This is a genomic window from Flectobacillus rivi, from assembly GCF_030056655.1.
Classification (GTDB): Bacteria; Bacteroidota; Bacteroidia; order Cytophagales; family Spirosomataceae; genus Flectobacillus; species Flectobacillus rivi.
Genome location: NZ_JASHIE010000018.1, coordinates 69,081 through 91,274, shown reverse-complemented (window position 1 = coordinate 91,274; position 22,194 = coordinate 69,081). Strand labels below are relative to the sequence as shown.

The following is a 22,194-nucleotide window of genomic DNA, read 5'->3' as shown; positions in this document are numbered from 1 at the left end:
ATAATTTGAAAATGAATTTGTATCTGTGGCGAGTACTCCTAACCATGGATACAAATTTCAATAAATCACTTAACCACTAATTCAATAAATCACTCAATACTTATCCCCACCCAATATTTCAGTTATTGATATGAAAATTCGATTTTTTTTAGGACTCTTTGTTGGAATGCTTCTCGGACTTGGAACAACATCTATGGCACAGAATGATGTCTATTTGTTTTCTTCTTTCAGAGATAATGGTCAAGATGGTTTGCATTTGGCTTATAGTTATGATGGTTATAATTGGACTGCATTGAAAAAGGATAGTTCATTTTTACGTCCAACAGTTAGCAAAGACAAGCTCATGCGTGACCCTTGTATTTTGAAAGGTCCAGATGGTTACTTTCACATGGTATGGACAGTTTCTTGGAATGACCTTGGCATTGGCTATGCACGTTCGAAAGATTTGGTGCATTGGTCAGAACAACAATTTATCCCTGTGATGTCACATGAGCCAACCGCGCTCAACTGCTGGGCACCAGAGATTAATTATGATGCTAAAACCAAGGAATATTTGATTTATTGGGCTACTACCATTCCTGATAGATTTGCCAGTACCGAAGGTGGCAAAGGCGATGGCAAATACAACCACCGTATGTATTCGACTACAACAAAGGATTTCAAGACTTTTACTCCTACTCGCTTATTTTATGACCCTGGTTTCAACGTAATCGACGTATCAATTTTTCAAGTTTCCAAGAAAAAATATGCTATGATTATGAAAGATGAGACCAAAAACCCTGTAAAAAAGAATTTGAAGCTTGCTTTGAGCAAACATTTGAACAGTGGTTTTTCGCCTGCATCTGAACCAATCTCAAAATTAGATTGGATTGAAGGACCAACGGTAACTAAAATTGGTGAAGATTGGGTTGTATATTTCGACCAATATACACGCCACAAAATGGGAGCTTTGAAATCGAAAGACCTAAAAAATTGGGTAGATATTTCTGAAGAAGTTCATTTTCCGAAGGGTACTCGTCATGGAACGGTATTTAAGGCAAGTAAGGCCGATGTTGAGTTTTTACTAAAACAATAATTTTTGTGATGCAAAATGCTCTAATTTTTGATATGGACGGAACCATGGTGGACAACATGATGGTTCATCATCGTGCATGGCAAAAGAAACTCGCCGAACTAGGGAAGGAAATGACTTTGGAAGAAGTTATCACTACATGTCATGGCAAAAATGATGAAATTTTACAGCGTATTTTTGGAGAGCAATACTCTTTTGAAGAACGTGATAAAATTTCATTTGAGAAAGAGGCAATTTACCGAGAGGTATTTTTGCCTGAACTCAGATTGGTGGATGGGTTAGCACAATTGCTACAAACGGCTCATGAGGCTGGCATTCCGATGGGAATTGGTACAGCAGCGCGTGCCGAAAATGTAGATTTTGTGTTAGACAATTTGAACATTCGTCATTATTTCAGGTCGATTGTTTGCGATCGTGATGTGACTTTGGGTAAACCAGACCCAACGGTGTTCTTTAAGGTAGCTGACCAATTGGCCGTGCCTTACGAACAATGTTTGGTATTTGAGGATTCGCCCACAGGAGCCCGCACCGCACTCAATGCTGGAATGAAGGCTGTCATTATTACTACGACGCACAAAGCGGACGAGTTTGACGGGTTTGCAAGCGTATTGTTTTGCGTGCCTGATTACACAACCCTTAATCTGTTTTCAACTTTAAAACGTATTTGACATGAAATTTTTTATTGACACTGCCAATTTGCAGGAAATTCAAGAAGCACAAAATTTAGGTGTATTAGATGGTGTAACAACCAATCCATCATTGATGGCGAAAGAAGGCATCAGTGGTAAAGACAATATCATTGCACATTACAAGGCTATCTGCGCTATCGTTGATGGAGATGTAAGTGCCGAAGTAATCTCAACTGATTATGAAGGCATGATTGCTGAGGGAGAAATACTTGCAGCATTGGATGAAAAAATCGTAGTGAAAGTTCCTATGATTAAAGATGGTATCCGTGCGATTCGCTATTTTTCTGATAAAGGAATTAAAACCAACTGTACTTTAGTGTTTTCAGCGGGACAAGCTTTATTAGCGGCAAAAGCTGGGGCAACTTATGTTTCTCCGTTCGTGGGTCGTTTAGATGATATTTCTTTTGATGGCACTGAATTAATCGAGCAAATTCGTACGATTTATGACAATTATGGTTTCGAAACAGAAATTCTAGCGGCATCTATCCGCCATCCTGTGCATATTCTTAAGTGTGCTGAAATCGGTGCGGATGTGATGACTGGTCCTTTGAGTGCTATCTTGGCATTGCTTAAACATCCTTTGACTGACATCGGTCTAGAGAAGTTTATGAAGGATATGGCAGGAAAGTGGAACTAATTGAGCGTGGCGTTTTGAATTATTAGAAAAAAAATAGGCAATTTTGGATAGGATTTTTGATTTCAAGATATGGGAAACTTTATCAATTCGAAATCAAAAATCCGACATCCGATATAATTCTTGATAACCCAAATTTTTCCATTTTACAGTAAAAAAACTATGAAAAAAAACAATCTTCTCGTAGCAAGTTTATTGACAGCCAGTTTGTTGTGGGCTTGCGAAAGTAAAAAATCTGAATCTACTCAAGGTACTTCTGATAGCTTGAAAATCGAACAATCGGCTTTCGGAAAAGTTTCTGATAGTACACAAGCTACGCTTTACACCTTGCACAATGCAGCAGGAACTACCGTTCAAATCTCTGATTTTGGGGGTACGATTGTATCGTGGACAGCTCCAGACAAAAATGGTAAATTTGATGATATTACACTCGGATGTGATTCACTTGCGGGTTATCAAAAAGGTGTTCCGTATTTCGGCGCTTTGATTGGTCGCTATGGCAACCGTATCGCCAAAGGACAATTTACATTGGATGGTAAAAGCTATTCACTTGCTAAAAACAACGGACCAAATGCTTTGCATGGTGGTTTGAAGGGATTTGATAAAGTTCTTTGGAAAGCTACTCCAATTGAAGGTGAAGAGCCATCATTGAAATTGACTTACACCGCAAAAGATGGTGAGGAAGGCTACCCAGGTAATTTGTCAGTAGAAGTTGTTTATACTTTGCAAAAAGATAATTCATTAAAAATCGACTATAAAGCAACTACAGATAAAGCGACGGTTGTAAACTTGACAAACCATGCTTATTTCAACTTGAAAGGTGGTTTTGATAGCGATATCCTAGATCATGAAGTGACTTTAAATGCTGATAAATTCTTACCAGTAGACGCAACTTTGATTCCAACAGGAGAATTGAAGCCAGTAGCTGGAACATCATTTGATTTTACAAAGTCATCTAAAATTGGTGCTAGAATCAATGATACTAAGGATGAGCAAATTAAATTTGGATTAGGATATGATCATTGCTGGGTATTGACAGACTCAACAAAGAATTTGAAATTAGCAGCTTCTGTATATGAGCCAACAAGCGGTCGTGTGTTGGAAGTATTCACAACAGAGCCAGCTATTCAGTTTTATACGGGTAACTTCTTGGATGGAACTATCACAGGAAAAGGTGGTAAAGTGTACAAGCATCGCTTTGGTCTTTGTTTAGAAACACAACACTATCCAGATTCTCCAAACAAACCAAAATTCCCAAGTACAGTTTTGAAGCCTGGTGAAACTTACGAAACAACAACTGTTTACAAGTTTTCGGTAAAGAAATAAGAAAAATACAAAATACTGAATGGAAGACAGCTCTCGATGGGCTGTCTTTTTTTATTTATCTCAAAATGAGAAATTAGATTTTTACTATTTTATGTATGATTATAAGATGAAAAATTTGGAAAAGTCCTATTTTTTTGGGCAACTCCCGACATCTACACTAATTTTGTAACAAAGCATGATATATTTTAAAAGTAACATATTGCCCATTTTTGCTTTGATGCTATCAGTAATGGTTATTAGCTACAGCATTACAGGGCGAACTATGTTGCAATATCAATGCGAAAATGGTCTATTGGCCAAATTGACGCTCGAACAAGCAGATACCTATTTTGATGAAATGACGCTAGCGTTTTCAAAAAACATAGGAAGTATTCTCAAAATATTACATGACTTTGACAAACTAAGTTTCAAATTAGAATTTAATTGCCTTAATGCACTCATAAGATTCAAGCCTTCAAATGCGTTAAGTAATATATTTCTTCTCGTTCCGTATCAGTTATTAACCCAATATTATATCGACATCAATGCTCCATGAATTTTGGGTAATACAACTGAACTCTTCAGACATACAATTTATTTTTACAGTTAGGAACAAGCCAAATCACTGAACACCGCCTTTTTGAAGTATCGCATACAAACAGTGATTTAAAAAAAGGCCCAATCATCATTTAACATTACACATTATGTGGAATAAAATTGCCGAGCTAATCATCCGAAATAGATTATTTTGGATTGGATTGATTATAGTATCAACCATTTATATGGGGTATCAAGCGAGTAGAATCCAACTTTCGTATGAGTTTGCTCGAATCCTTCCTGCCAACGACCCTATTGAACAAGAATATCAACGCTTTAGAAAATTATTTGGTGAAGATGGTAGTCTAATGGTGATTGGATACCAATCATCTGAGATGTATAAATTAGATAACTTCAACGATTGGTATGACCTTTCGCAGGCAATCAAAAAACATGAAGGTATCAAGAATGTGATTTCATTGACCAACTTGATTGATTTGAAAGTAAATGAAATAACAAAGCGTTTTGACGTAAAACCTTTGTTGACTCAAAAGCCGAAGTCTCAAGCTGAGGTTGATTCAATCAAAGACAAAATTGCTAATCTGAAGTTCTACGAAGGAATGGTGGTTAATTCGAAAACCAACACTACTTTGATGGCAATTACGTTCAATGAGAAAGATTTAAATTCGAAGAAACGTATTTCAATTGTTCAAGAAATCAGAGACTTAGCTCATCAGTTTGAACTAAAACACAAAACAACACTCCATTTTTCAGGTATGCCTTTTATTCGTACTGCTACGATGCAAAAGGTATCTCATGAAATGGAATTGTTTATGGGATTGGCGGTATTGGTAACTGCGGCGATTTTATGGTTTTTCTTCCGTTCGATTCGCTTTACCTTAGTTTCGATTCTTGTGGTGCTGATTGGCGTAGTATTTTCGGTAGGTACATTGGTGATGATGGGCTATAAGATTACGATGCTTACAGGTTTGATTCCACCATTATTGATTGTGATTGGTGTGCCAAACTGTATTTTCTTGATTAACCGCTACCAAGCTGAGTTGCTAGCGCATGGTGACAAACAGTTGGCCATTCGCAACATGATTACGGGTATTGGTTTATCTACATTCTTGGCGAATATGACTACTGCTATTGGTTTTGGGGTATTTTACTTTACCAATAGTAGCTTGTTGGTCGAGTTTGGGGTAGTGTCAGCGCTCAACGTAATGGTAACTTATGTGCTATGTTTGGTGTTGGTTCCTATTTCGGTGTACTATATGGGCTTGCCTCAGGTAAAGCATTTGAAGCATTTGGACGGACAATGGGCAAAGAAATTCTTGTCTTGGATTGACCATACGGTACATAATAACCGCCCAGCGATTTACTTGACGGCGTTGGTGGTTGTGTTGGTATCTGCTTATGGTGTGACCAAAATCAACGTGATTGGTTATGTGGTAGATGATCTTCCTAAAAAGGATCCAATTTATACAGATTTACGCTTTTTCGAAGAAAACTTCAACGGAGTATTGCCGTTTGAAATTATGATTGATACAAAACGTAAAAATGGTGTTTTTGATAATCAAGCAGAGGCTTTGTACAAAATTAAATCGCTACAGAATCGCTTGAAGCAATATAAAGAGTTTTCAAAACCATTATCGATTGTGGAAGCAGTTCGTTTCTTGTATCAATCTTATAAAGGTGGCGAAGCAAGATACTTTATTATGCCAAGTGTGTTTGAGTTGTCAAAACTGTCGGAATATCTTCAAACAGATTCTTCGTCAGCTTCAAAACAAATCAAGCCATTTTTGAACAATGATAAAAGTATTACCCGTATCAGTTATCAAATGGCTGATGTAGGCTCGGTGCGTATCAAAGAATTGATGAAAGAAATCCAACCACAGGTGGATGAAATTTTCCCGAAAGACCAATATAAAGTAAGTCTAACAGGACATAGTTTGGTGTTTTTGAAAAGTAATGACTACTTGTTGGGCAACTTGTACGAAAGTTTATTGATCGCCATTGTGTTAATTGCTTTGGTGGGAATGGTGCTTTTCCGTTCGATTCCTATTATTATTTTATCAAAACTGCCTTGCTTGATTCCATTGGCATTGACAGCGGGAATTATGGGCTTTTTTGATATTCACTTCAAGCCTTCAACAATTCTAATCTTTAGTATTACCTTCGGTATTGCTTCGGATGGAACAGTTTATTTCTTGACACGCTATCGTCAAGAATTGGAAGATAAAGGCAATAGCGTTCGCGAATCGATTACTAATACGATCTTTGGTACGGGTTTGAGTATGATTTATACTGCTATAATATTGTTTTGTGGCTTCTCTATTTTTGCAGCTTCAAGTTTTGGTGGAACTGCTGCTATGGGTGTGATGGTTTCTATTACACTTTTGATTGCGATGTGTACCAACTTGATTTTGTTACCAGCATTGTTGTTGACAATCAATCGTAAAAAATTGGATGTTAGAAAAACTAAAGCTGTAGTGTTGGAAGAACAATAAGATTGCTTTAAGCAGAATATAATATACCAGAGGGATGATTGTTTTAAACAATCATCCCTCTTTTGTTTTTGACCGAATAATAGATTATGATGTTTTATGAATGTTGAATTGCCTATTTTGCAGAAAATCTATCATAACACACTTTTTAATCTCTTATGAAACACCTACTACCACTTTCTATCCTAAAACAGTCTGTTTTAGCAATGGTTTTGTCTCTACTTTTTACCTCATGTAACGTTCTCAAAAATGAGGTTGACAAAATTGATTTGACCAAACCCCTCAATAAAGCCGAACCTGCCTTAAGTGATTTAACCTCAAAAGCAGGAGAAAACTTTGTGCTGGGTGCTACCAAAGCCCTACCACACGCTGCTTCTGGACTGAAGGGATTTGCAGATACGCTGAACCCTGATATTAAAAAACTCATTCATGCGATTGCTATTGCAGGCGATACCACCAATATTCAGTTGACAAAATTGGGTGATAATCTGCATTGGCAAATAGGGCGACTCAAAGGTGATTTGAAATTCACCGATGAATTGGTTGCCAAAATCATGCGAACACTCGACAAAAATTCGCAAAGACTTTTGACTAATATGTTACAAAATGCCTTGGACTCCATGAATAGCCCTGCCTCTAAAGCAAAATTGGATTCAATTATTGGTAATATCTTGAGTGAGAAAACCTCTATGCGCACCCAACAATTAGTCAATAATACCCTTCAACCGACCATAGATACGCTCACAAGTAGGATTGACAAGATTGTTCATAAAGATATACCTTTCGTGCAACGTCAAGCCTCCATGATTATCGGAGGTATCACTTTGGCAGCGTTACTGATTATTGGATTTGTTTGGTATCAACGCCGAAAGTATTTGAGACTGATTAAGGTGTTGACTTATCAAATAGACCAAATTGGTGACCAATCTATTTATGATAATCTTACCAAGCATATAAGTTCACAAACTAAAAAGGAAGACCTTGAGCCTTTGTTGAAAAATATCCTGAGCGAACAAGGAATCAATTAATAGTGTGGAGTTTTGAGTTGTGAGTGATGAATTGTCCTTTGTCCTTGCCTAAAATAGGTTGCCCTCAAAACTGAACTCGATTTTAGCCTATATCCCAAAGCCAAACAAAAAACCACCGTACAAAATGCGCGGTGGTTTATTCAGTGCATTACAATATCATAATACACCTTGTCACTATTTCTATGATTTATTATCCAAAAAACTACTGCATTTGCATACCGTCCATCGATGAGGCATTTTTAGAACTTCTCTTAAATATGCTCATATCCATCTGTCCAAAACGAATCGAGAGGTTCAATCTCACCAATTGTGGGTTATTCAAACGATAGTAAGTTTGTGTAAATCCTTCACCGTACGATACTTGTGTGTTTCCTCTAGTTCTGAAAATATCGTTAACAGAGAGTGTCGCTGAAGCAATATCATTTTTCAAGAAACTCTTCTTGATGGCAATATCAACTCCATAAAAAGGTTTGATATATCCTTGTGATGAACTTTGTGCCTGACTCATTGGAGGACCAAAACCTTGATTTTGAGTAATTGGCATATTGGTTTTGCCTTGATAGTCACCCGAAAGCTGGATTACCCATTTTTGAGGTAAAGTAAAACTGTTGTTGATTTTACCAAACACTGTCCAAAGAGCATCTGTAGCTTGCGCGTTTTCGATGTTTTGAGTATTGATTTTTGAGTTATAAAAGTTCAAGTTCGCCGTTAAATCCCAAAATGCTTTCAATTTAGTTGTGTAAGTAAACTCAGTACCATACGTTACACTCGAATTGGCATTGATATAGGTATTAATCAGATCCGTTTTGCCACTTATTGGGTTGATTTCTTGACTCAAATATCTAGTGATTAGGTTATTAGTATATTTGTAATAGCCCGAAGCTAAGAAAGTTGAGTTACCTTTTGAGTGACTATATGATATCTCGCTTGAGGTAGTAAATTCTGGTACCAAGTTGGGATTACCTCTAGTAATATTCAAGCTATCGCTATAATCTACGTAAGGAATCTGTTGGAAAAAGTTTGGTCTGTTTACTCTTCTTGTTACGCTCAATTGTAATTGGTCTGTCTTAGATAATTCTCTGGTTAAGAATATCGAAGGGAATAAACTTATTGGATATTCGTTGCTGAATTTTTGGTTGTTGGCTAAAAGCGAACCATCATATTTTGAGCTTTCACCACGTAAACCAACTTTGTAAGAAAACAATTTTGGTAACTTTCCTGCAAATGAAACGTAAGCAGCGTACACATAATTTTCACCTTCATAATTTACAGAAGCAGAAGTAATATCTTTGTAAATGTCAGAACCTACAGCTTTTAAGGTGTTGTTATTCAGGTTTTTATTGTAATTGATTTGGATTTTTGCCCCAGTTTCTAATGTGATTTTTCCCTTTAAAGGTTTTACATAGTCTGTCTGAACGGTCAAAACTTTATTGTTCCCTTCACCAATATTTTTCTGGATTTGATTTCCTGTAATAGCATTTTGTGCATTATAATAATTGGTAGAGTAAACCGCATTTGAAGAGTTGTCACCACCAAAGTAGTTTAAGTCAGCAGAAAGTTCTTCTCCCTCTGTTTTGAAGTTTTGTTTAAACCCTAATTGCAAACCTCTTGGTTTGAAAGCTCTTTCCGTATTCGAAAGTCTATTACTAAAGCTCGTAACACCATTAATTTTGGTCGTAATTTTCAAATCTTCAGTTGGATCAAAATTACCTTGTCCGAAGAAACCAGCCACCGAAAGTGTTGCACGGTTCGATACATAGTAATCCATGCCTAAGCGACCAAAAGTCATGTTGCCTTTTGTTTTGCTATTGATGTCCTGCGCGATACTCGATTGTGTCCCACCAATGGTGCTTGAGCGGTCGCTGTTACCTGTAACGTTGTTACGCATACGCATATTCATAAACATCAATGAAACGTTTACTTTGTTTTGACGAACGCTTAGGTTTCCCATGATATTTGAGCCACCAAAACGGTCAGCCCCTACGTTTACCATACCATTGTAACCACTCTTTTTGTTTTTCTTCAAAACCAAGTTTAAGATACCAGCAGTACTTCCAGAAGCATCATATTTCGCTGACGGATTGGTGATTACCTCAACTTTTTCGATAGCATCCGCAGGGATTTGATCTAAGCTCAATGTTGTTGGACGACCGTCTATGTACAATACAGGAGATGCATTTCTTAGCTTAACATTACCGTCAATGTCTACTTGCAACGAAGGAATATTGCGCATGATGTCTACCGCAGTACCGCCCGAAGTAACTAAGTTTTTAGAAACATTAAAGCTCTTTTTGTCAATATCCATTTCCAATAATGGCTTAGAACCGTTAACGGTTACTCCATCAAGGAGAGTAGACTCTGAAGCTAATTTGATATTTCCTAGATCTTTGTCCATCGCTGCCATCATTTTTGCCATCATCGCAGGGTCAGGTTGTTGACCTGGCTTTGGTGCGCCACCTTCCATTTTAGGCATAGATACTGCCAAAGGCATTTCCAAAGTTTTATAGCCTACCGAACTGATTTTAAGTTTTAATTTAGCCATCATAGGTAAACCAGAAAAACTAAAATCACCATTTAATTGGGTCTGTTGAGCTTTTACCAAAACATCTTTTTCTTTTTTGGTATCCTTATCAAAAATGCTTTTAAGTACTACGACTGAAGCAAATTCTACGGGCTTGCCTTGCTCATCTACTATTTTGCCATACGCTTTCCATTCAGGCATTTTGCCTGCACCACCTGAGGGCATCTGTGCGAATCCCGACATTGAGAAAAGCACCAACATAATTGTTAATATCTTATTCATGATTGATAGAGTTAATTCGAGAGTTTATCAGAGGAAATTTTTATTTACTACATTTTGAATAACATCACTCTCTCTTGCGATTGATGATTCAAATTTGCGGGCAATTTCTCGAAATTCCATTCGGCTGTAGACGCAATGATGTGAACTGTATATGGATGAACATCGTGGATTAGAATCTATTCAGTAAGTTTGTTGTCGAAATGAATAACAAGTCACGAGATTATGTGTTTTGTATTAAGTTGTTTAAAATCAATAGATTAAAAATGTCTAACAAAAAGCTATTTAAGCTAAATAAAAAGTACTCTCAAAGTAGGACTTTTCCATGACTGATAACAACCTTACAATTAATCAATAACATATTAAACTTATGTTGAAGCAAGCCATCAAACCATATACGGGACATATCCTTACGTGGACAATCCTTTATCTGTTTCCCTATATCATTTTTTTGTATGAACCCAGCAAGCTTCAAAAGCTTGATTTTGCTTTTTTCAAAACTCATACAACCAACATGATTGTTTGGGCAATTATTTTTTATTCACACCTGCTTTACATTGGTCCTAAACTATTCTTTTCGACCAAGCGATGGAAATACTTTGGCGTGTTGTTACTGGGAGGATTGACTTATGCGGGTATCAATTATTTAATCTCACTGATGGGACCGCCACATCCTGTAAAAGTAGGTACTTTGGATTTTTTGTTTGCTAGAATTATTGGTCCTTTATTTTTTTATACAGTTTGTATTTTGGCAAGTACGATGTTGTTTTTGTATAATGAGCAAGCGCGCCAAAAGGAATTATACAAACAAATGGAATTGGAAAAAACTGTGGCTGAGCTAAATATGCTCAAACTCCAAATTAGCCCTCACTTTTTATTTAATACCCTCAATAATATTCGTTGGCTAGTACGCAAAAGTCACCCTAATTCGGAAGACACTATTATTAAGCTTTCAGAAATACTTCGATATATTATTTATGAAGTGAGCGATTCGAATGTTGACATCAACAAAGAAATTGAACATCTGAGAAACTATATAGAATTACAAGCTTTGCGATTGCCCATTGAGGGGAAGGTGGAGTTTCAAGTGTCTCCATCTATCAAGCCATATAGCGTTGCACCTTTGCTGTTTATTCATTTTGTCGAGAATGCTTTTAAGTACGGAATCGATAGTAAAAATTCACCAGAAATCATTTTTACTTTACAGAATACAGAGCATGGAATTTTGTTTTTGTCAAAAAATAAAGTGCTGTTGAACAAGACAACGCTCAACACAGAGGGTATTGGTCTTAGTAATATCAAACGACGATTAGAACTACTGTATCCTCATAAGTACAACTTAGAAATTAATAATCAAGAGGGCTATTTTGAGGTAAAACTTGAACTTATTTTAGATGAAAATTAGATGTATTTTACTTGATGATGAGCCGTTTGCGCTCAATATTCTGGAAGATGACCTACTGCAATTTCCAGAAGTAGAAGTCCTTGGTAAATTTCATGATCCAAGTGATGTACTAGATTTTCTACAAGTTCAGGAGGTAGATGTACTATTCTCGGATATTCAAATGCCTGAGGTTTTGGGAACACAATTTGTCAAAACATTGGAAAATCCTCCCTTGGTGGTTTTTACGACAGCTTACAATCAATATGCAGTGGAAGGCTTTGAACTAAATGCGGTCGATTATTTGGTAAAACCAATTCGAAAAGAGAGGATATCGGCTGCCCTTAAAAAGATAGAGGACAGATTAAAATTGAGAACTTTGCCCCCACAAGAGGAAGTTCAACAGTACATTATTGTGAATGCTGAATACAAAAAAGTCAAGATATTTTATGATGAAATTATCTATATCGAAGGCTTAAAAGACTATGTAAAAATCTATATTCACGAAAAAACGTACCCTATTCTGACACGTAGTAATTTGCGAGGAATCGAAAGCCGACTGTCGGAACAAATCTTTGTAAGGATTCATAATTCTTATATAGTCAACAAACAGAAAATCACAGGATTTCACCATTCGAAGGTTCTATTATCGAAGGTTGAATTACCAGTTGGGAAAAAATATATTGATAATATCAAAGCACTTGAATAAATAAGATGCCAAGCTAGAAATTGTATTAATATGGCTAAATGATAACAAAAAAAGGGATTTTGCGTTAGTAATATTGGAAAGAATAAAACGCCATAACTCCTAAATTTAATTTGCAGAAATACTACTTTATTCAACGCTAAATACAAGAGCAAGGGTCAGCTGAGTCAATTCCTGATTCTTATCATTTTTTGAAAAAAACGTAGTATGACTCAAATTACAGGTTTATCTTTGCGCCATGGTAAACAAAGTCATAGCAATACTTCTACTTTTTTTACTAAACATTCCATTGTTTAGTAAGTGGAGCTTTGTGGTGTATTACCAAGTCAATAAAAGTTATATTGCCAAAGAGCTTTGTATCAATCGCAACAAGCCCCAACTACATTGTGATGGGAAGTGTTTTTTAGCGAAAAAACTCAAAGCCGCTGAAGAAAAAGAACAAAAGGCTACTTCTGAGAAATTAGAAAAAATGCCTGAAATTGTACTTTTCTTCGACAATAGCCATGTTGACTTATCAGGACTTAGCTCTTTTGAAGAGTTACCTAAGCTTCATTCTTTTTCTTATCTAGAGCCTAGTTATGGCTCGCCACTTCTTGGGATTTTTCAACCTCCCAAAATATAATCCTCAATTTCCACAATGTAATGGAATTCCCCATCGGTGGGACATGGATTGACTATTGCTTTATGTTTTCGGATATATTATTAGCTCGTTGATAAGTACGGAATATTTGTACTTTTGTCAACGCCAGCAGAGTTATTTCTATAAAAACGAATCACGATAGTCATGAAAAAACACTTGTTATTAATCCTCGTATTATTTGTTATGGCTTGTCACAAAAAAACAGATGAACCTAATCCTGAGGTTTATTTTGTGGCACCCAGTCATTTTCCTAAACCCGTGTATCCCATTGATTCTAATGTGATTACAGCGGCGGGTTTTGATTTGGGAAAAAACTTGTTTTACGACGGAATTTTATCGAGAGATAGTACCATTGCTTGTGGAGAATGTCATCGACAAACCTATGTTTTTACCCATCACATGCACGATTTGAGTCATGGGATTGACGGAAGAGTGGGGCTTCGAAATGCACAATCTTTACAAAACTTAGCATGGCGTGAGCGTTTTCAATGGGATGGTAAAGCGGCAACTTTAAACGAGCAACCCATTTTACCCATTGAGCACCCCGACGAAATGGACGATAAAATTGATAATGTCGTTGCCAGATTGGCACGTCACCAAGGCTATCGTGACAAGTTTAAAGCGGCTTTTGGTTCGGAGGGAGTAACCAAAGAGCGTATGCTCAAGGCACTGACTCAATTTATGCTAAGTTTGGTATCATATCAGTCCAGATACGACAAATATCTTCTGAAAGATGCATCGGTGAGTTTTACACAAGATGAGCTAGACGGGATGAGTTTGTTTAGCTCAAAAGGCTGTGCCAATTGCCATAAAGGCGTTTTGTTCACCGACGAAAGTTTTAGAAGTAACGGACTTTCAAAGTTTGAAAGAACAAAAATTGAATATATTAATGAGAAGCCCGTATTACAGATCGTAGTAGACGAAGGTAGATTTAGAGTTACGGGAAATGCGAATGATAAATTCAAATTTAAGGTGCCAAGTCTGCGAAATGTAGCGGCATCTTCGCCTTATATGCACGATGGACGTTACACGACCTTGCTCGAAGTATTGAATTTTTATGATGCTAGTGTACAAGATTATGGAACACTCGACCCGATTTTACGACAATCCAATGGGCGCTTAGGTATTCAGATGACCGCAGAGGAGAAAAGAAAGATTATAGCTTTTCTGAATACACTCACAGACGACACTTTTTTAAAAGACAAACGCTTTGCAGAGCCTGATGGCTTTCCTGTAAGGTAAATCAAAAACATTATAAAAGACATTTTACAAAATGAAATCTTTATTCAAATCATTATCAATTATTGCTCTTACATTTTTTACGGTAATTTCATGTACTAAAGATGATGTAGAGCCAATTGGCGCAAGTGATAAAAACGATGTAAGCCTTGAGTTTGATAACTTGATGGGCGGACAAAAAATTGTGTTGGGTTCTACCACTGCTAAAAATACTGCTGGTGAGGATTTTACAATTACTACTCTAAATTATTATATCAGTAATGTTTCGTTGAAAAAAGTTGATGGTAGTAAAGTTGACCTCAAAAATCAATATTTTTTGGTTCGTCAAGCAGATAGCAAAACCTTGGTTCAATCATTAAAAGATGTTCCTGCGGCTGATTATAAGGAAGTTACCTTTACCATTGGTGTAGATAGTGTAAAGAGTATTTCGCCAGTAGAAGAACGTACAGGTGTATTAGACCCAGCAGGATTCTCGGATGATGGTATGTACTGGTCATGGAACTCAGGTTATATCTTCATGAAATTAGAAGGGACTTCGTCAGCGGTAGCTGCAAATGCGGCTGGTTTGAGAAAATATCAATACCATGTAGGTGGTTTTGGTGGTCGTACTAGTGTTACTCCAAATAACTTAAGAACCGTTACACTTTCATTGCCAAGCACCATGACCGTACGAAAAAGTATTGCTCCGACGATTCATTTTGTGGCTGATGTAACTAAGGTATTTTCTGGCACTACTACGCTAAAATTGGCTGATGCTCCTGTGATTATGTCTCCTGCTTTGGCAACTCCAATTGCGAATAATTATAAAAACATGTTTGTTGTAGATCACGTACACAATGACTAATATTTAGCCTATTGGGACAAATGTGTTTTGTCCCAATGGTTTATCTTATAAAGTGATGCTTAGAAGATACGAGCTTGAAAAATGGCTTGAAGGCACTGGAGTTGTGTTACTTCCCAAGCCAAGTTTTGCCGAAAGGGTATTTGAAATTATCCGTTTGACTAGTGAAAGCAGATTAGTTTTTTGGCTATTTCTATTTCATTTATTCTCATTTGGACTATTGCTGTCGGGAATACTATCAATCTTTTTGAAATGATGAAATATGTTCAATTAACACTTTTGATGACTTTTATAAGTCTGATAGCATGTACAAAATCAGAGACAACGCCAACCATACGATTTGAGCAACCTAGTAATTTTCCAGCGCCAACCTATGATTTAGCTCGTAATCCTATTACGCCCGAAGGATTTGAATTAGGCAAAGCTTTGTTTGCTGACCCACTTTTGTCACGCGATAATACGATTAGCTGCTCAGAATGTCATAGTCAGAGTTTCGCTTTTACGCATCATGGACATGATTTGAGTCATGGAATAGATGGAAAAGTCGGGATAAGAAATTCGTTGCCAATTCAAAATTTAGCTTGGCAGTCAGAATTCTTTTGGGATGGAGGTGTTGGCGACTTAGATTTTGTACCCCTTGCTCCTATCGAAAATCCAGTAGAAATGGATGAGAAAATAGGTGTTATTCTCGAAAAACTCCGCAAGACTTCCTATTATCCAAGTCAGTTCAAAAAGGCTTTTGGAACTGAAGAAATCAATACACAAAGATTCTTAAAAGCTCTTTCGCAGTATATGCTTACCTTGGTTTCGGCTAACTCGAAATATGACCAAGTGATGAGGAAAGAGAATGGGGCTATTTTTACAGCGGATGAACTAGCAGGGAAAAGTCTTTTTGAACAAAAGTGTGCCTCTTGCCACAGTGGAGTTCTATTTACGAATCAATCCTATCGCAACAACGGATTAAGGATTCAAGGACCTGAAGATTTTGGCCGTGGAAAAATTACCGAATTAGAATCCGACAAGTACAAATTTAAAGTGCCGAGTTTGCGCAATATCGAAGTATCAGGACCTTATATGCACGATGGTCGTTTTTATACTTTAGAGGCCGTTTTGAACCATTATACCGACGATGTTCAGAATACTCCTAACCTCGACCCTTCGCTCAAAGGTGGTGTTTCGTTGACGGATGTGCAAAAAAAGCAGGTAATAGCTTTTCTAAAAACGTTGACAGACAAGACTTTTTTAGCGGATAAAAGATTGCAATAATCTTATTGAAGAGGGTCAATTTTAACCATGTTTTTATGCGATTCAAGATATTTTTACTCATATTCTATTGTACATTTTTTTACGAAAGTCGTGCTTGTGATATTTGTGGATGCTCCAATGGGAATGCCTTTTTTGGTATATTGCCACAATCTCACCGAGGGTTTTTAGGATTGCGTTATCGCTATTCAAACTTTGATTCGCACCTAAATTCACAATTGTTGAAAACCAAAGAAAGTTTTCATACCACCGAACTTTGGGGACGATTTTACCCTTTGAAAAAAGTACAAATTCTAGCTTTTGTACCTTATAACTTTAATGCTCAAACGCAGATTTTACCAAATATCACCAATACCATTCAAGGTTTGGGCGATATTACAGTATTAGGTCATTACAACGTTCTGAACACCTTTTGGGATAGTACAGCGCATCAAGTAAATCATAATTTGATGCTTGGTGTGGGCGTAAAAGCTCCGACTGGGAAGTTTAAATATGACCAAAATAGTGTAGAAGAAGTGGCTAATCCTAATTTTCAATTGGGAACAGGAAGTACTGATTTTTTGCTAAATGCCATTTATACAGTTCGTTATGATCAATGGGGTTTGAATACCGATGTAACTTATAAGATCAACACCGAAAATAGTAATCAATATCGCTATGGCAACAAGCTGACAACAGCATTGACGGCGTTTTATGCCAAAAGTTTTGGTCAAGGAAATACCCTAATGCCCAATGCAGGTGTTTATTGGGAATATGCCCAAAACGACCATGATAAAGGTATTATCAACAAAGATACTGGGGGTTATTTGGCTTCAGCAAATATTGGATGTGAGGCATTTTTTAAGAAATTTAGCCTTGGTCTAACGCATCAAATGCCTTTTGCACAAGAGTTGTCGAGAGGTGAATTAAAAGCAAATGCTCGTACGACTGCCCATATTACTTTTATGTTTTAATCCAGAATTCCAAAATGAAAACAATCTTATGCTCGATGTTGGTACTTGCAGCAAGTTTCCAACAAGCTCCTAAAGACAAAAAAGCAGCTAGCGAAAGCAAAAAAGAGGCAGTGGCAATGGAAGCCAAAGACCCTGTTTGCAAAATGCACGCTGAAAAAGACACAAAGTTCACAAGTACCTACAAAGGAAAGCAATACGGCTTTTGTAGCGTAGTTTGTAAAGAGATGTTTGATAAAAAACCTGAAAAGTTTGTGAAGAAATAAAGAAAAAGGGCTGGGAATTTCTTCCAGCCCTTTACTTTTGTGAAAATCTTTTAGGGCATCACTTTAAAAGCATTTACCCAAATCAAAACAAACTATCGCTAAAGCATGAGAAGTACGTATATCATCAGAACAGTTATTTTATTAGGAATGATTTTTATCCTTGTTGACCTTGGCTTCTTTTTGAAAGGTGATTTTCACACAGGACTAAACGATTACTTCAGAATTATTGATTGGAGCTGTTTTGGATATTCTTTATACCAAGTTTTTCAATTAAGTCGTTACCGTTTGCCAGACCAAATGATGAATAAATTGACTGTACGTTTGGTAGCGTTTACCCTGATTTACTTTTTATTTATATTCGTTTTCAAAAGTTATGTTGTGCCAGCAGGGGTATTTATTGGACATATTTTGATTTTGAGAAATGAGCTAAATCGAATAGGGTAAATTATTGATTTTCAATGATTTTCCTAAAACAAATAAGGCGAATTGCAACATTGTACAATTCGCCTTATTTGTTTTTAAGCTAATATTCTACTGTTTTTTACCTTCAAAGCTCATACCCATTGCTTCGAGTTTAACGCCATTAACTTTTCCAGCATCATCTCTTACAAACTGTACTTTTGCTTTTCCGTCAGCATCATATTTGTCTGGCTCAAGTTCTGTTAATGCACCGCCTTGACCTCCAGCGTTGAGTATTACTTTTCCGTCTTTTACCTCGACTTCAATAAACTCAAATGGCAAACCTGTCATTTTATATTTTCCGGCATAATCGCTCAAGTCTTTCGGTTTGGCTGGCTCAGCTGCTTGTGCAGGAGCACTATTCCCTAGTTCATCTTTGAAGGCTGTTCCCATAATAACCATCAAAGAACCATCAGCTTTAGGATTTTGGAAAACGATATACAAATCATGAGAGCCGTCTGTTGGATTAATTGGCACACTCAATGGCGCAGGAGCAAACCCTACTTTGTCACTTGGTTCTAAGAAAACAGATTCTCCAACTATTTTACCCGTTGGCGAGCCTAAATGGATTTCTACTTTACCTCCTTGAGCATTTACTTGTGCTTTAGGAGCAGCTGCTAGGAATTCCAACTGTTTGATATTAGTCAAATCAGCATTTTTTAACACAATATAAGAACCTGATTTGTTAGGAATCATTAATTCATTTCCTCCAAAACTCATTTTTGAAACAGCCTCGTACTGGTCATATCCATGTGGACTGATACGTGGATTACGCAAGGTAAATGTTTGTTCTGAACTTAAAGAAGGAATACCATTTGCACCTTGGTCTTGGTAAGAAGCACGTAGGATATATACTCCTTGACCTTTATCTCCAGCGCCAACTTTTGCAGTGAAGCTACCTTTTGTTGGAAGGGTTTCTTTTGCTTTTTCATCTGCCAAAGTCAAAATATATTTTACCATTTCAGCAGCGTCGCCTGTTGATAATTGTGGGTGACCAGCCATGGCTACTTCGCCCCAAACGCCACTACCACCAGAGATTACTTTTTTAGTCAAACGCTCTAATGCACCTGCATCGCCTTTGTATTTTTTAGAAACCTCACGGTAAGTTGGACCAACTGATTTTTTGTCCATGCTATGACAAGCCTGACAGTCACTTGCATCAATCAGTTTTTTGCCTTTTACAAGTGCCGTACTAGCATCAGCCGAACGGTGACCTTGTGCAATAGCAATTTTGTCAAATCCTTCTGCCAAATAATCGATATTTACCGCTACTTGCTCTGGTTTGATTTTACCATTTTCAAGACTACCATCTTCTTTATCTTTTACTTTTACTTCGTAATCAAAAGACTTATTAGGGAAGAAGAATGTTTTGTTACTTTTTGGCAAATCAAAAGACAATACAGGCGGTTCGTTACCAGCTGAAACTTCCATAGCTTGTGTGCTTACCCCACCTTTGCCATCAGAAACTGTCAATGTCACATTATAAATACCTGCTTTGGCTAAAGTTACATCTGCTGATGGAGAAGCAATTACTTTATTGAATCCATTTTTCGAAGAAATTTTCCAAGAATAGGTCAAAGCATCGCCATCTGCATCTTTCGTTCCTTTTGAGTCAAGGCTAAGCTTGAATGGTAACGCTCCTCCCATTTGGTTGGCAGCCATTTGAATAGCTGGTTTACGATTACCACCATTATATTCGATACGAATCAAACGTGCATCGTCGTTGGCGGTAAACCACCCCGAACCGTACTCAAGCATATACAAATCGCCATTTTCGTCAAATTCCATATCCATTGGATTGCTAAAGCGATAACTTGGCATAAACTGTTCCATATTGGTTAAGTTACCTTGTTTATCCATTGTTACAGCCATAATCCAACCACGCATCCAGTCATAAACGATTAGTTTTTCGTTGTAATATTTTGGAAAAGAACGCTTTGCATTTTTAAAATCTTCACTGTAAAATACTGGACCAGCCATCGCATTGCGACCACCACTTCCTACCAAAGGGAACTCAGCCGAAGCAGCATAAGGATACCAAATAAATGCTTTTTGAGCAGGAGGTAATACCTTCAAACCTGTGTTGTGTGGAGAGTTGTTGGTTGGTGCAGCTGCATCCCATTTTTCTAAAGAAACGTTTTTAACGAAATCATATTTATTGTATGCTTTGTTGTCACCTACAAAATGAGGCCATCCAAAGTTGCCAGGTTTACGTGCTTGTCCTACTTCATCGTGTCCTTCAGGTCCACGGTCTGCAGCAGGTTTACTGGCATCTGGACCTACTTCACCCCAATATACAAATCCTGTTTTCTGGTCAACCGAGATACGGAATGGATTACGGTGTCCCATTGTATAAATTTCAGGGCGTGTATTTGGCGTACCCTTAGCAAATAAATTACCTTCAGGAATAGTATAAGAACCATCAACAGTAGGTTTGATACGGATAATTTTACCTCTTAAATCATTGGTATTAGCCGAAGATTTTTGAGCATCCCAAGGCGCACGGTCAGGACGTTCGTCACTCGGACTGTAGCCATTTGAGCCGTGAGGATTGGTATTGTCACCTGTCGAAAGGTAGAGATTCCCCATTTTATCCCAAGCAATTGAGCCTCCTGTATGACAGCACTGTTCACGTTGGGTAGGAATATCTAACAAAATCTTTTTCGAAGACATCACTAATTCATCGCCCTTTAATTCAAATCTTGCCAAAACATTTTTAGATTCTTTTGGGTCAGAATAGTACAAATAAATCCAATGGTTTTGAGCAAAATTTGGATCTTTGTTCAAACCCAACAAGCCATCTTCAGCTTCTGATTCTTTTCCTTCCTTGTCTTTATATTTTGTACTTACCTCGATATTGGCAATGGTTTTAAGCTGTTTTGTTTTCAAATTGTACAAACGAACTGCGCCATGACGCTCGATAAACAAGATGCGACCATCGTTCAAAACGCTCAATTCCATTGGCTCATTGAGCTTTTCTTCTAAAATGACTTTAGCGAAACGATTTTCTTCAGGACGCGCTTTTGAAAAGTCTAAAGGTTTAGGAGAATCTCCACCCATGACATAGTTTAAGCCAGCAGAAATATGGTCTAAGAAAAGAGGCTCAGCAAATGTTTCATCCGTATGACCCATAGCAGTATAGAACGAACGACCACCATCAAATTCATGATACCAGCTAATAGGATGGTTATCACCATTTTTTCCACCTATATAACTTTTCTCATCAATTTTTACTACAACATTAATGGCAGGATTGATATTTTTGAAGCTATAAAACTCATCACTACGCTCAAACTCACTTGGCATATTTTTGGTAGCCCAATTGTTTTTGTCAACTACAAAAAACTTACCTTTTTGAACATTGCTCGGAGTCATTGGATGGTCAAGAAAATAAGCACCTGCCAACTTGCCATACCAAGGCCAATCATACTCGGTATCTGTAGCCGCATGAATACCTAGATAGCCACCGCCTGCTTGAATATAACGCTCAAATTCAGCCTGTTGGGTTGGATTAAGCACGTCGCCTGTTGTACTCAAAAATACAACAGCATTGTATTTGCGAAGATTCTCATTGGTAAAAGCATTAGCATCTTCTGTAAGGTCTACAGAAAAGCCTTTTTCTTTTCCCATTTTTTGAAAAGCTACTTTACCTACTTCAATAGAAGCGTGTCTAAATGCAGCGGTTTTACTGAAAACTAATACTCGTTTACCTACATTTTGAGCATAGGTACCAAACTGAATGATGGTACAGCCCAAGGCTAACAACAAGAGATTCAGTTTTCTCCATTGATTGAAAAGAAGGTTCTTCATTGGAATAGTGTTCTGAAGGGTTGTGTTAATTGGATAAGTTAAATTCTTAAAAGGTATATTTTTA

General features: G+C 37.2%; 18 protein-coding genes. 16 read left to right on the top strand and 2 right to left on the bottom strand.

Features of this window, described 5'->3' with window-relative positions; translation table 11 throughout:
* Positions 1-130: 130 nt before the first annotated feature.
* The 7 genes from QM481_RS21790 to QM481_RS21760 all read left to right on the top strand — a co-directional run bounded on the left by QM481_RS21790 (position 131) and on the right by QM481_RS21760 (position 7,775).
* Complete coding sequence (locus tag QM481_RS21790) at positions 131-1,075, top strand: glycoside hydrolase family 43 protein (RefSeq protein WP_283383317.1); 945 nt, start codon at positions 131-133, stop codon at positions 1,073-1,075.
* An 8-nt stretch (positions 1,076-1,083) separates the two neighbouring features.
* On the top strand, positions 1,084-1,740 hold the full coding sequence (locus QM481_RS21785; protein ID WP_283383316.1) for an HAD family hydrolase: 657 nt from the start codon (positions 1,084-1,086) through the stop codon (positions 1,738-1,740).
* Position 1,741: 1 nt separating this feature from the next.
* On the top strand, positions 1,742-2,398 hold the full coding sequence (gene fsa / locus QM481_RS21780; RefSeq protein ID WP_166551224.1) for a fructose-6-phosphate aldolase: 657 nt from the start codon (positions 1,742-1,744) through the stop codon (positions 2,396-2,398).
* A 159-nt stretch (positions 2,399-2,557) separates the two neighbouring features.
* Complete coding sequence (locus QM481_RS21775; protein WP_283383315.1) at positions 2,558-3,721, top strand: aldose epimerase family protein; 1,164 nt, start codon at positions 2,558-2,560, stop codon at positions 3,719-3,721.
* A 175-nt stretch (positions 3,722-3,896) separates the two neighbouring features.
* Positions 3,897-4,256, top strand: a complete 360-nt coding sequence (locus QM481_RS21770) for a hypothetical protein (RefSeq protein ID WP_166551226.1) — start codon at positions 3,897-3,899, stop codon at positions 4,254-4,256.
* A gap of 148 nt (positions 4,257-4,404) precedes the next feature.
* Entirely contained in the window at positions 4,405-6,750 is a 2,346-nt protein-coding gene (locus QM481_RS21765; RefSeq protein ID WP_283383314.1) for an efflux RND transporter permease subunit, read from the top strand.
* A gap of 155 nt (positions 6,751-6,905) precedes the next feature.
* Complete coding sequence (locus QM481_RS21760; protein ID WP_283383313.1) at positions 6,906-7,775, top strand: hypothetical protein; 870 nt, start codon at positions 6,906-6,908, stop codon at positions 7,773-7,775.
* Between the two features lie 202 nt (positions 7,776-7,977).
* On the opposite strand, the gene QM481_RS21755 is transcribed toward QM481_RS21760, so the two are convergent.
* The gene (locus tag QM481_RS21755; protein ID WP_283383312.1) at positions 7,978-10,578 is read right to left on the bottom strand and encodes a TonB-dependent receptor; all 2,601 of its coding nucleotides are present in this window, start codon (positions 10,576-10,578) and stop codon (positions 7,978-7,980) included.
* A 367-nt stretch (positions 10,579-10,945) separates the two neighbouring features.
* Between QM481_RS21755 and QM481_RS21750 the strand changes: the two genes are divergently transcribed.
* The 9 genes from QM481_RS21750 (at position 10,946) to QM481_RS21710 (ending at position 18,305) form a co-directional block, all read left to right on the top strand.
* Positions 10,946-11,980 carry a sensor histidine kinase gene (locus QM481_RS21750; RefSeq protein WP_283383311.1) on the top strand — a complete coding sequence of 345 codons (1,035 nt, stop codon included), beginning with the start codon at positions 10,946-10,948 and terminating at the stop codon, positions 11,978-11,980.
* On the top strand, positions 11,970-12,665 hold the full coding sequence (locus QM481_RS21745) for a LytR/AlgR family response regulator transcription factor (RefSeq protein WP_166551231.1): 696 nt from the start codon (positions 11,970-11,972) through the stop codon (positions 12,663-12,665). The genes QM481_RS21750 and QM481_RS21745 overlap by 11 nt, the downstream gene beginning before the upstream one ends.
* Before the next feature lie 235 nt (positions 12,666-12,900).
* Positions 12,901-13,284: a hypothetical protein gene (locus QM481_RS21740; RefSeq protein ID WP_283383310.1), complete on the top strand. Its 384-nt coding sequence runs from the start codon at positions 12,901-12,903 to the stop codon at positions 13,282-13,284.
* A gap of 162 nt (positions 13,285-13,446) precedes the next feature.
* Positions 13,447-14,544: a cytochrome-c peroxidase gene (locus QM481_RS21735; protein ID WP_283383309.1), complete on the top strand. Its 1,098-nt coding sequence runs from the start codon at positions 13,447-13,449 to the stop codon at positions 14,542-14,544.
* A 31-nt stretch (positions 14,545-14,575) separates the two neighbouring features.
* Positions 14,576-15,385: an MbnP family protein gene (locus tag QM481_RS21730; RefSeq protein WP_283383308.1), complete on the top strand. Its 810-nt coding sequence runs from the start codon at positions 14,576-14,578 to the stop codon at positions 15,383-15,385.
* 249 nt (positions 15,386-15,634) lie between these two features.
* On the top strand, positions 15,635-16,648 hold the full coding sequence (locus tag QM481_RS21725) for a cytochrome-c peroxidase (protein ID WP_283383307.1): 1,014 nt from the start codon (positions 15,635-15,637) through the stop codon (positions 16,646-16,648).
* 35 nt (positions 16,649-16,683) lie between these two features.
* Positions 16,684-17,598 (top strand): transporter family protein, encoded by a 915-nt coding sequence (locus tag QM481_RS21720; protein WP_283383306.1) that lies wholly within the window; start codon positions 16,684-16,686, stop codon positions 17,596-17,598.
* Between the two features lie 14 nt (positions 17,599-17,612).
* Positions 17,613-17,861: a YHS domain-containing protein gene (locus QM481_RS21715; protein WP_205690865.1), complete on the top strand. Its 249-nt coding sequence runs from the start codon at positions 17,613-17,615 to the stop codon at positions 17,859-17,861.
* A gap of 105 nt (positions 17,862-17,966) precedes the next feature.
* Complete coding sequence (locus tag QM481_RS21710; protein WP_166551138.1) at positions 17,967-18,305, top strand: hypothetical protein; 339 nt, start codon at positions 17,967-17,969, stop codon at positions 18,303-18,305.
* Positions 18,306-18,392: 87 nt separating this feature from the next.
* Here the strand turns inward: QM481_RS21710 and QM481_RS21705 are convergent, their stop codons facing one another.
* Entirely contained in the window at positions 18,393-22,130 is a 3,738-nt protein-coding gene (locus tag QM481_RS21705) for a ThuA domain-containing protein (protein WP_283383305.1), read from the bottom strand.
* Positions 22,131-22,194: the final 64 nt, after the last annotated feature.

What these genes read in the sequence shown, in the direction of transcription:
- QM481_RS21740 (WP_283383310.1), top strand. Translation starts at nt 12,901, where the DNA reads ATGGTAAACAAAGTCATAGCAATACTTCTACTTTTTTTACTAAACATT.
- QM481_RS21755 (WP_283383312.1), bottom strand. Translation starts at nt 10,578, where the DNA reads ATGAATAAGATATTAACAATTATGTTGGTGCTTTTCTCAATGTCGGGA.
- QM481_RS21770 (WP_166551226.1), top strand. Translation starts at nt 3,897, where the DNA reads ATGATATATTTTAAAAGTAACATATTGCCCATTTTTGCTTTGATGCTA.
- QM481_RS21735 (WP_283383309.1), top strand. Translation starts at nt 13,447, where the DNA reads ATGAAAAAACACTTGTTATTAATCCTCGTATTATTTGTTATGGCTTGT.
- QM481_RS21775 (WP_283383315.1), top strand. Translation starts at nt 2,558, where the DNA reads ATGAAAAAAAACAATCTTCTCGTAGCAAGTTTATTGACAGCCAGTTTG.
- QM481_RS21710 (WP_166551138.1), top strand. Translation starts at nt 17,967, where the DNA reads ATGAGAAGTACGTATATCATCAGAACAGTTATTTTATTAGGAATGATT.
- QM481_RS21765 (WP_283383314.1), top strand. Translation starts at nt 4,405, where the DNA reads ATGTGGAATAAAATTGCCGAGCTAATCATCCGAAATAGATTATTTTGG.
- QM481_RS21745 (WP_166551231.1), top strand. Translation starts at nt 11,970, where the DNA reads ATGAAAATTAGATGTATTTTACTTGATGATGAGCCGTTTGCGCTCAAT.
- QM481_RS21785 (WP_283383316.1), top strand. Translation starts at nt 1,084, where the DNA reads ATGCAAAATGCTCTAATTTTTGATATGGACGGAACCATGGTGGACAAC.
- QM481_RS21790 (WP_283383317.1), top strand. Translation starts at nt 131, where the DNA reads ATGAAAATTCGATTTTTTTTAGGACTCTTTGTTGGAATGCTTCTCGGA.
- QM481_RS21715 (WP_205690865.1), top strand. Translation starts at nt 17,613, where the DNA reads ATGAAAACAATCTTATGCTCGATGTTGGTACTTGCAGCAAGTTTCCAA.
- QM481_RS21705 (WP_283383305.1), bottom strand. Translation starts at nt 22,130, where the DNA reads ATGAAGAACCTTCTTTTCAATCAATGGAGAAAACTGAATCTCTTGTTG.
- QM481_RS21725 (WP_283383307.1), top strand. Translation starts at nt 15,635, where the DNA reads ATGATGAAATATGTTCAATTAACACTTTTGATGACTTTTATAAGTCTG.
- QM481_RS21720 (WP_283383306.1), top strand. Translation starts at nt 16,684, where the DNA reads ATGCGATTCAAGATATTTTTACTCATATTCTATTGTACATTTTTTTAC.
- QM481_RS21750 (WP_283383311.1), top strand. Translation starts at nt 10,946, where the DNA reads ATGTTGAAGCAAGCCATCAAACCATATACGGGACATATCCTTACGTGG.
- QM481_RS21760 (WP_283383313.1), top strand. Translation starts at nt 6,906, where the DNA reads ATGAAACACCTACTACCACTTTCTATCCTAAAACAGTCTGTTTTAGCA.
- QM481_RS21730 (WP_283383308.1), top strand. Translation starts at nt 14,576, where the DNA reads ATGAAATCTTTATTCAAATCATTATCAATTATTGCTCTTACATTTTTT.
- fsa (WP_166551224.1), top strand. Translation starts at nt 1,742, where the DNA reads ATGAAATTTTTTATTGACACTGCCAATTTGCAGGAAATTCAAGAAGCA.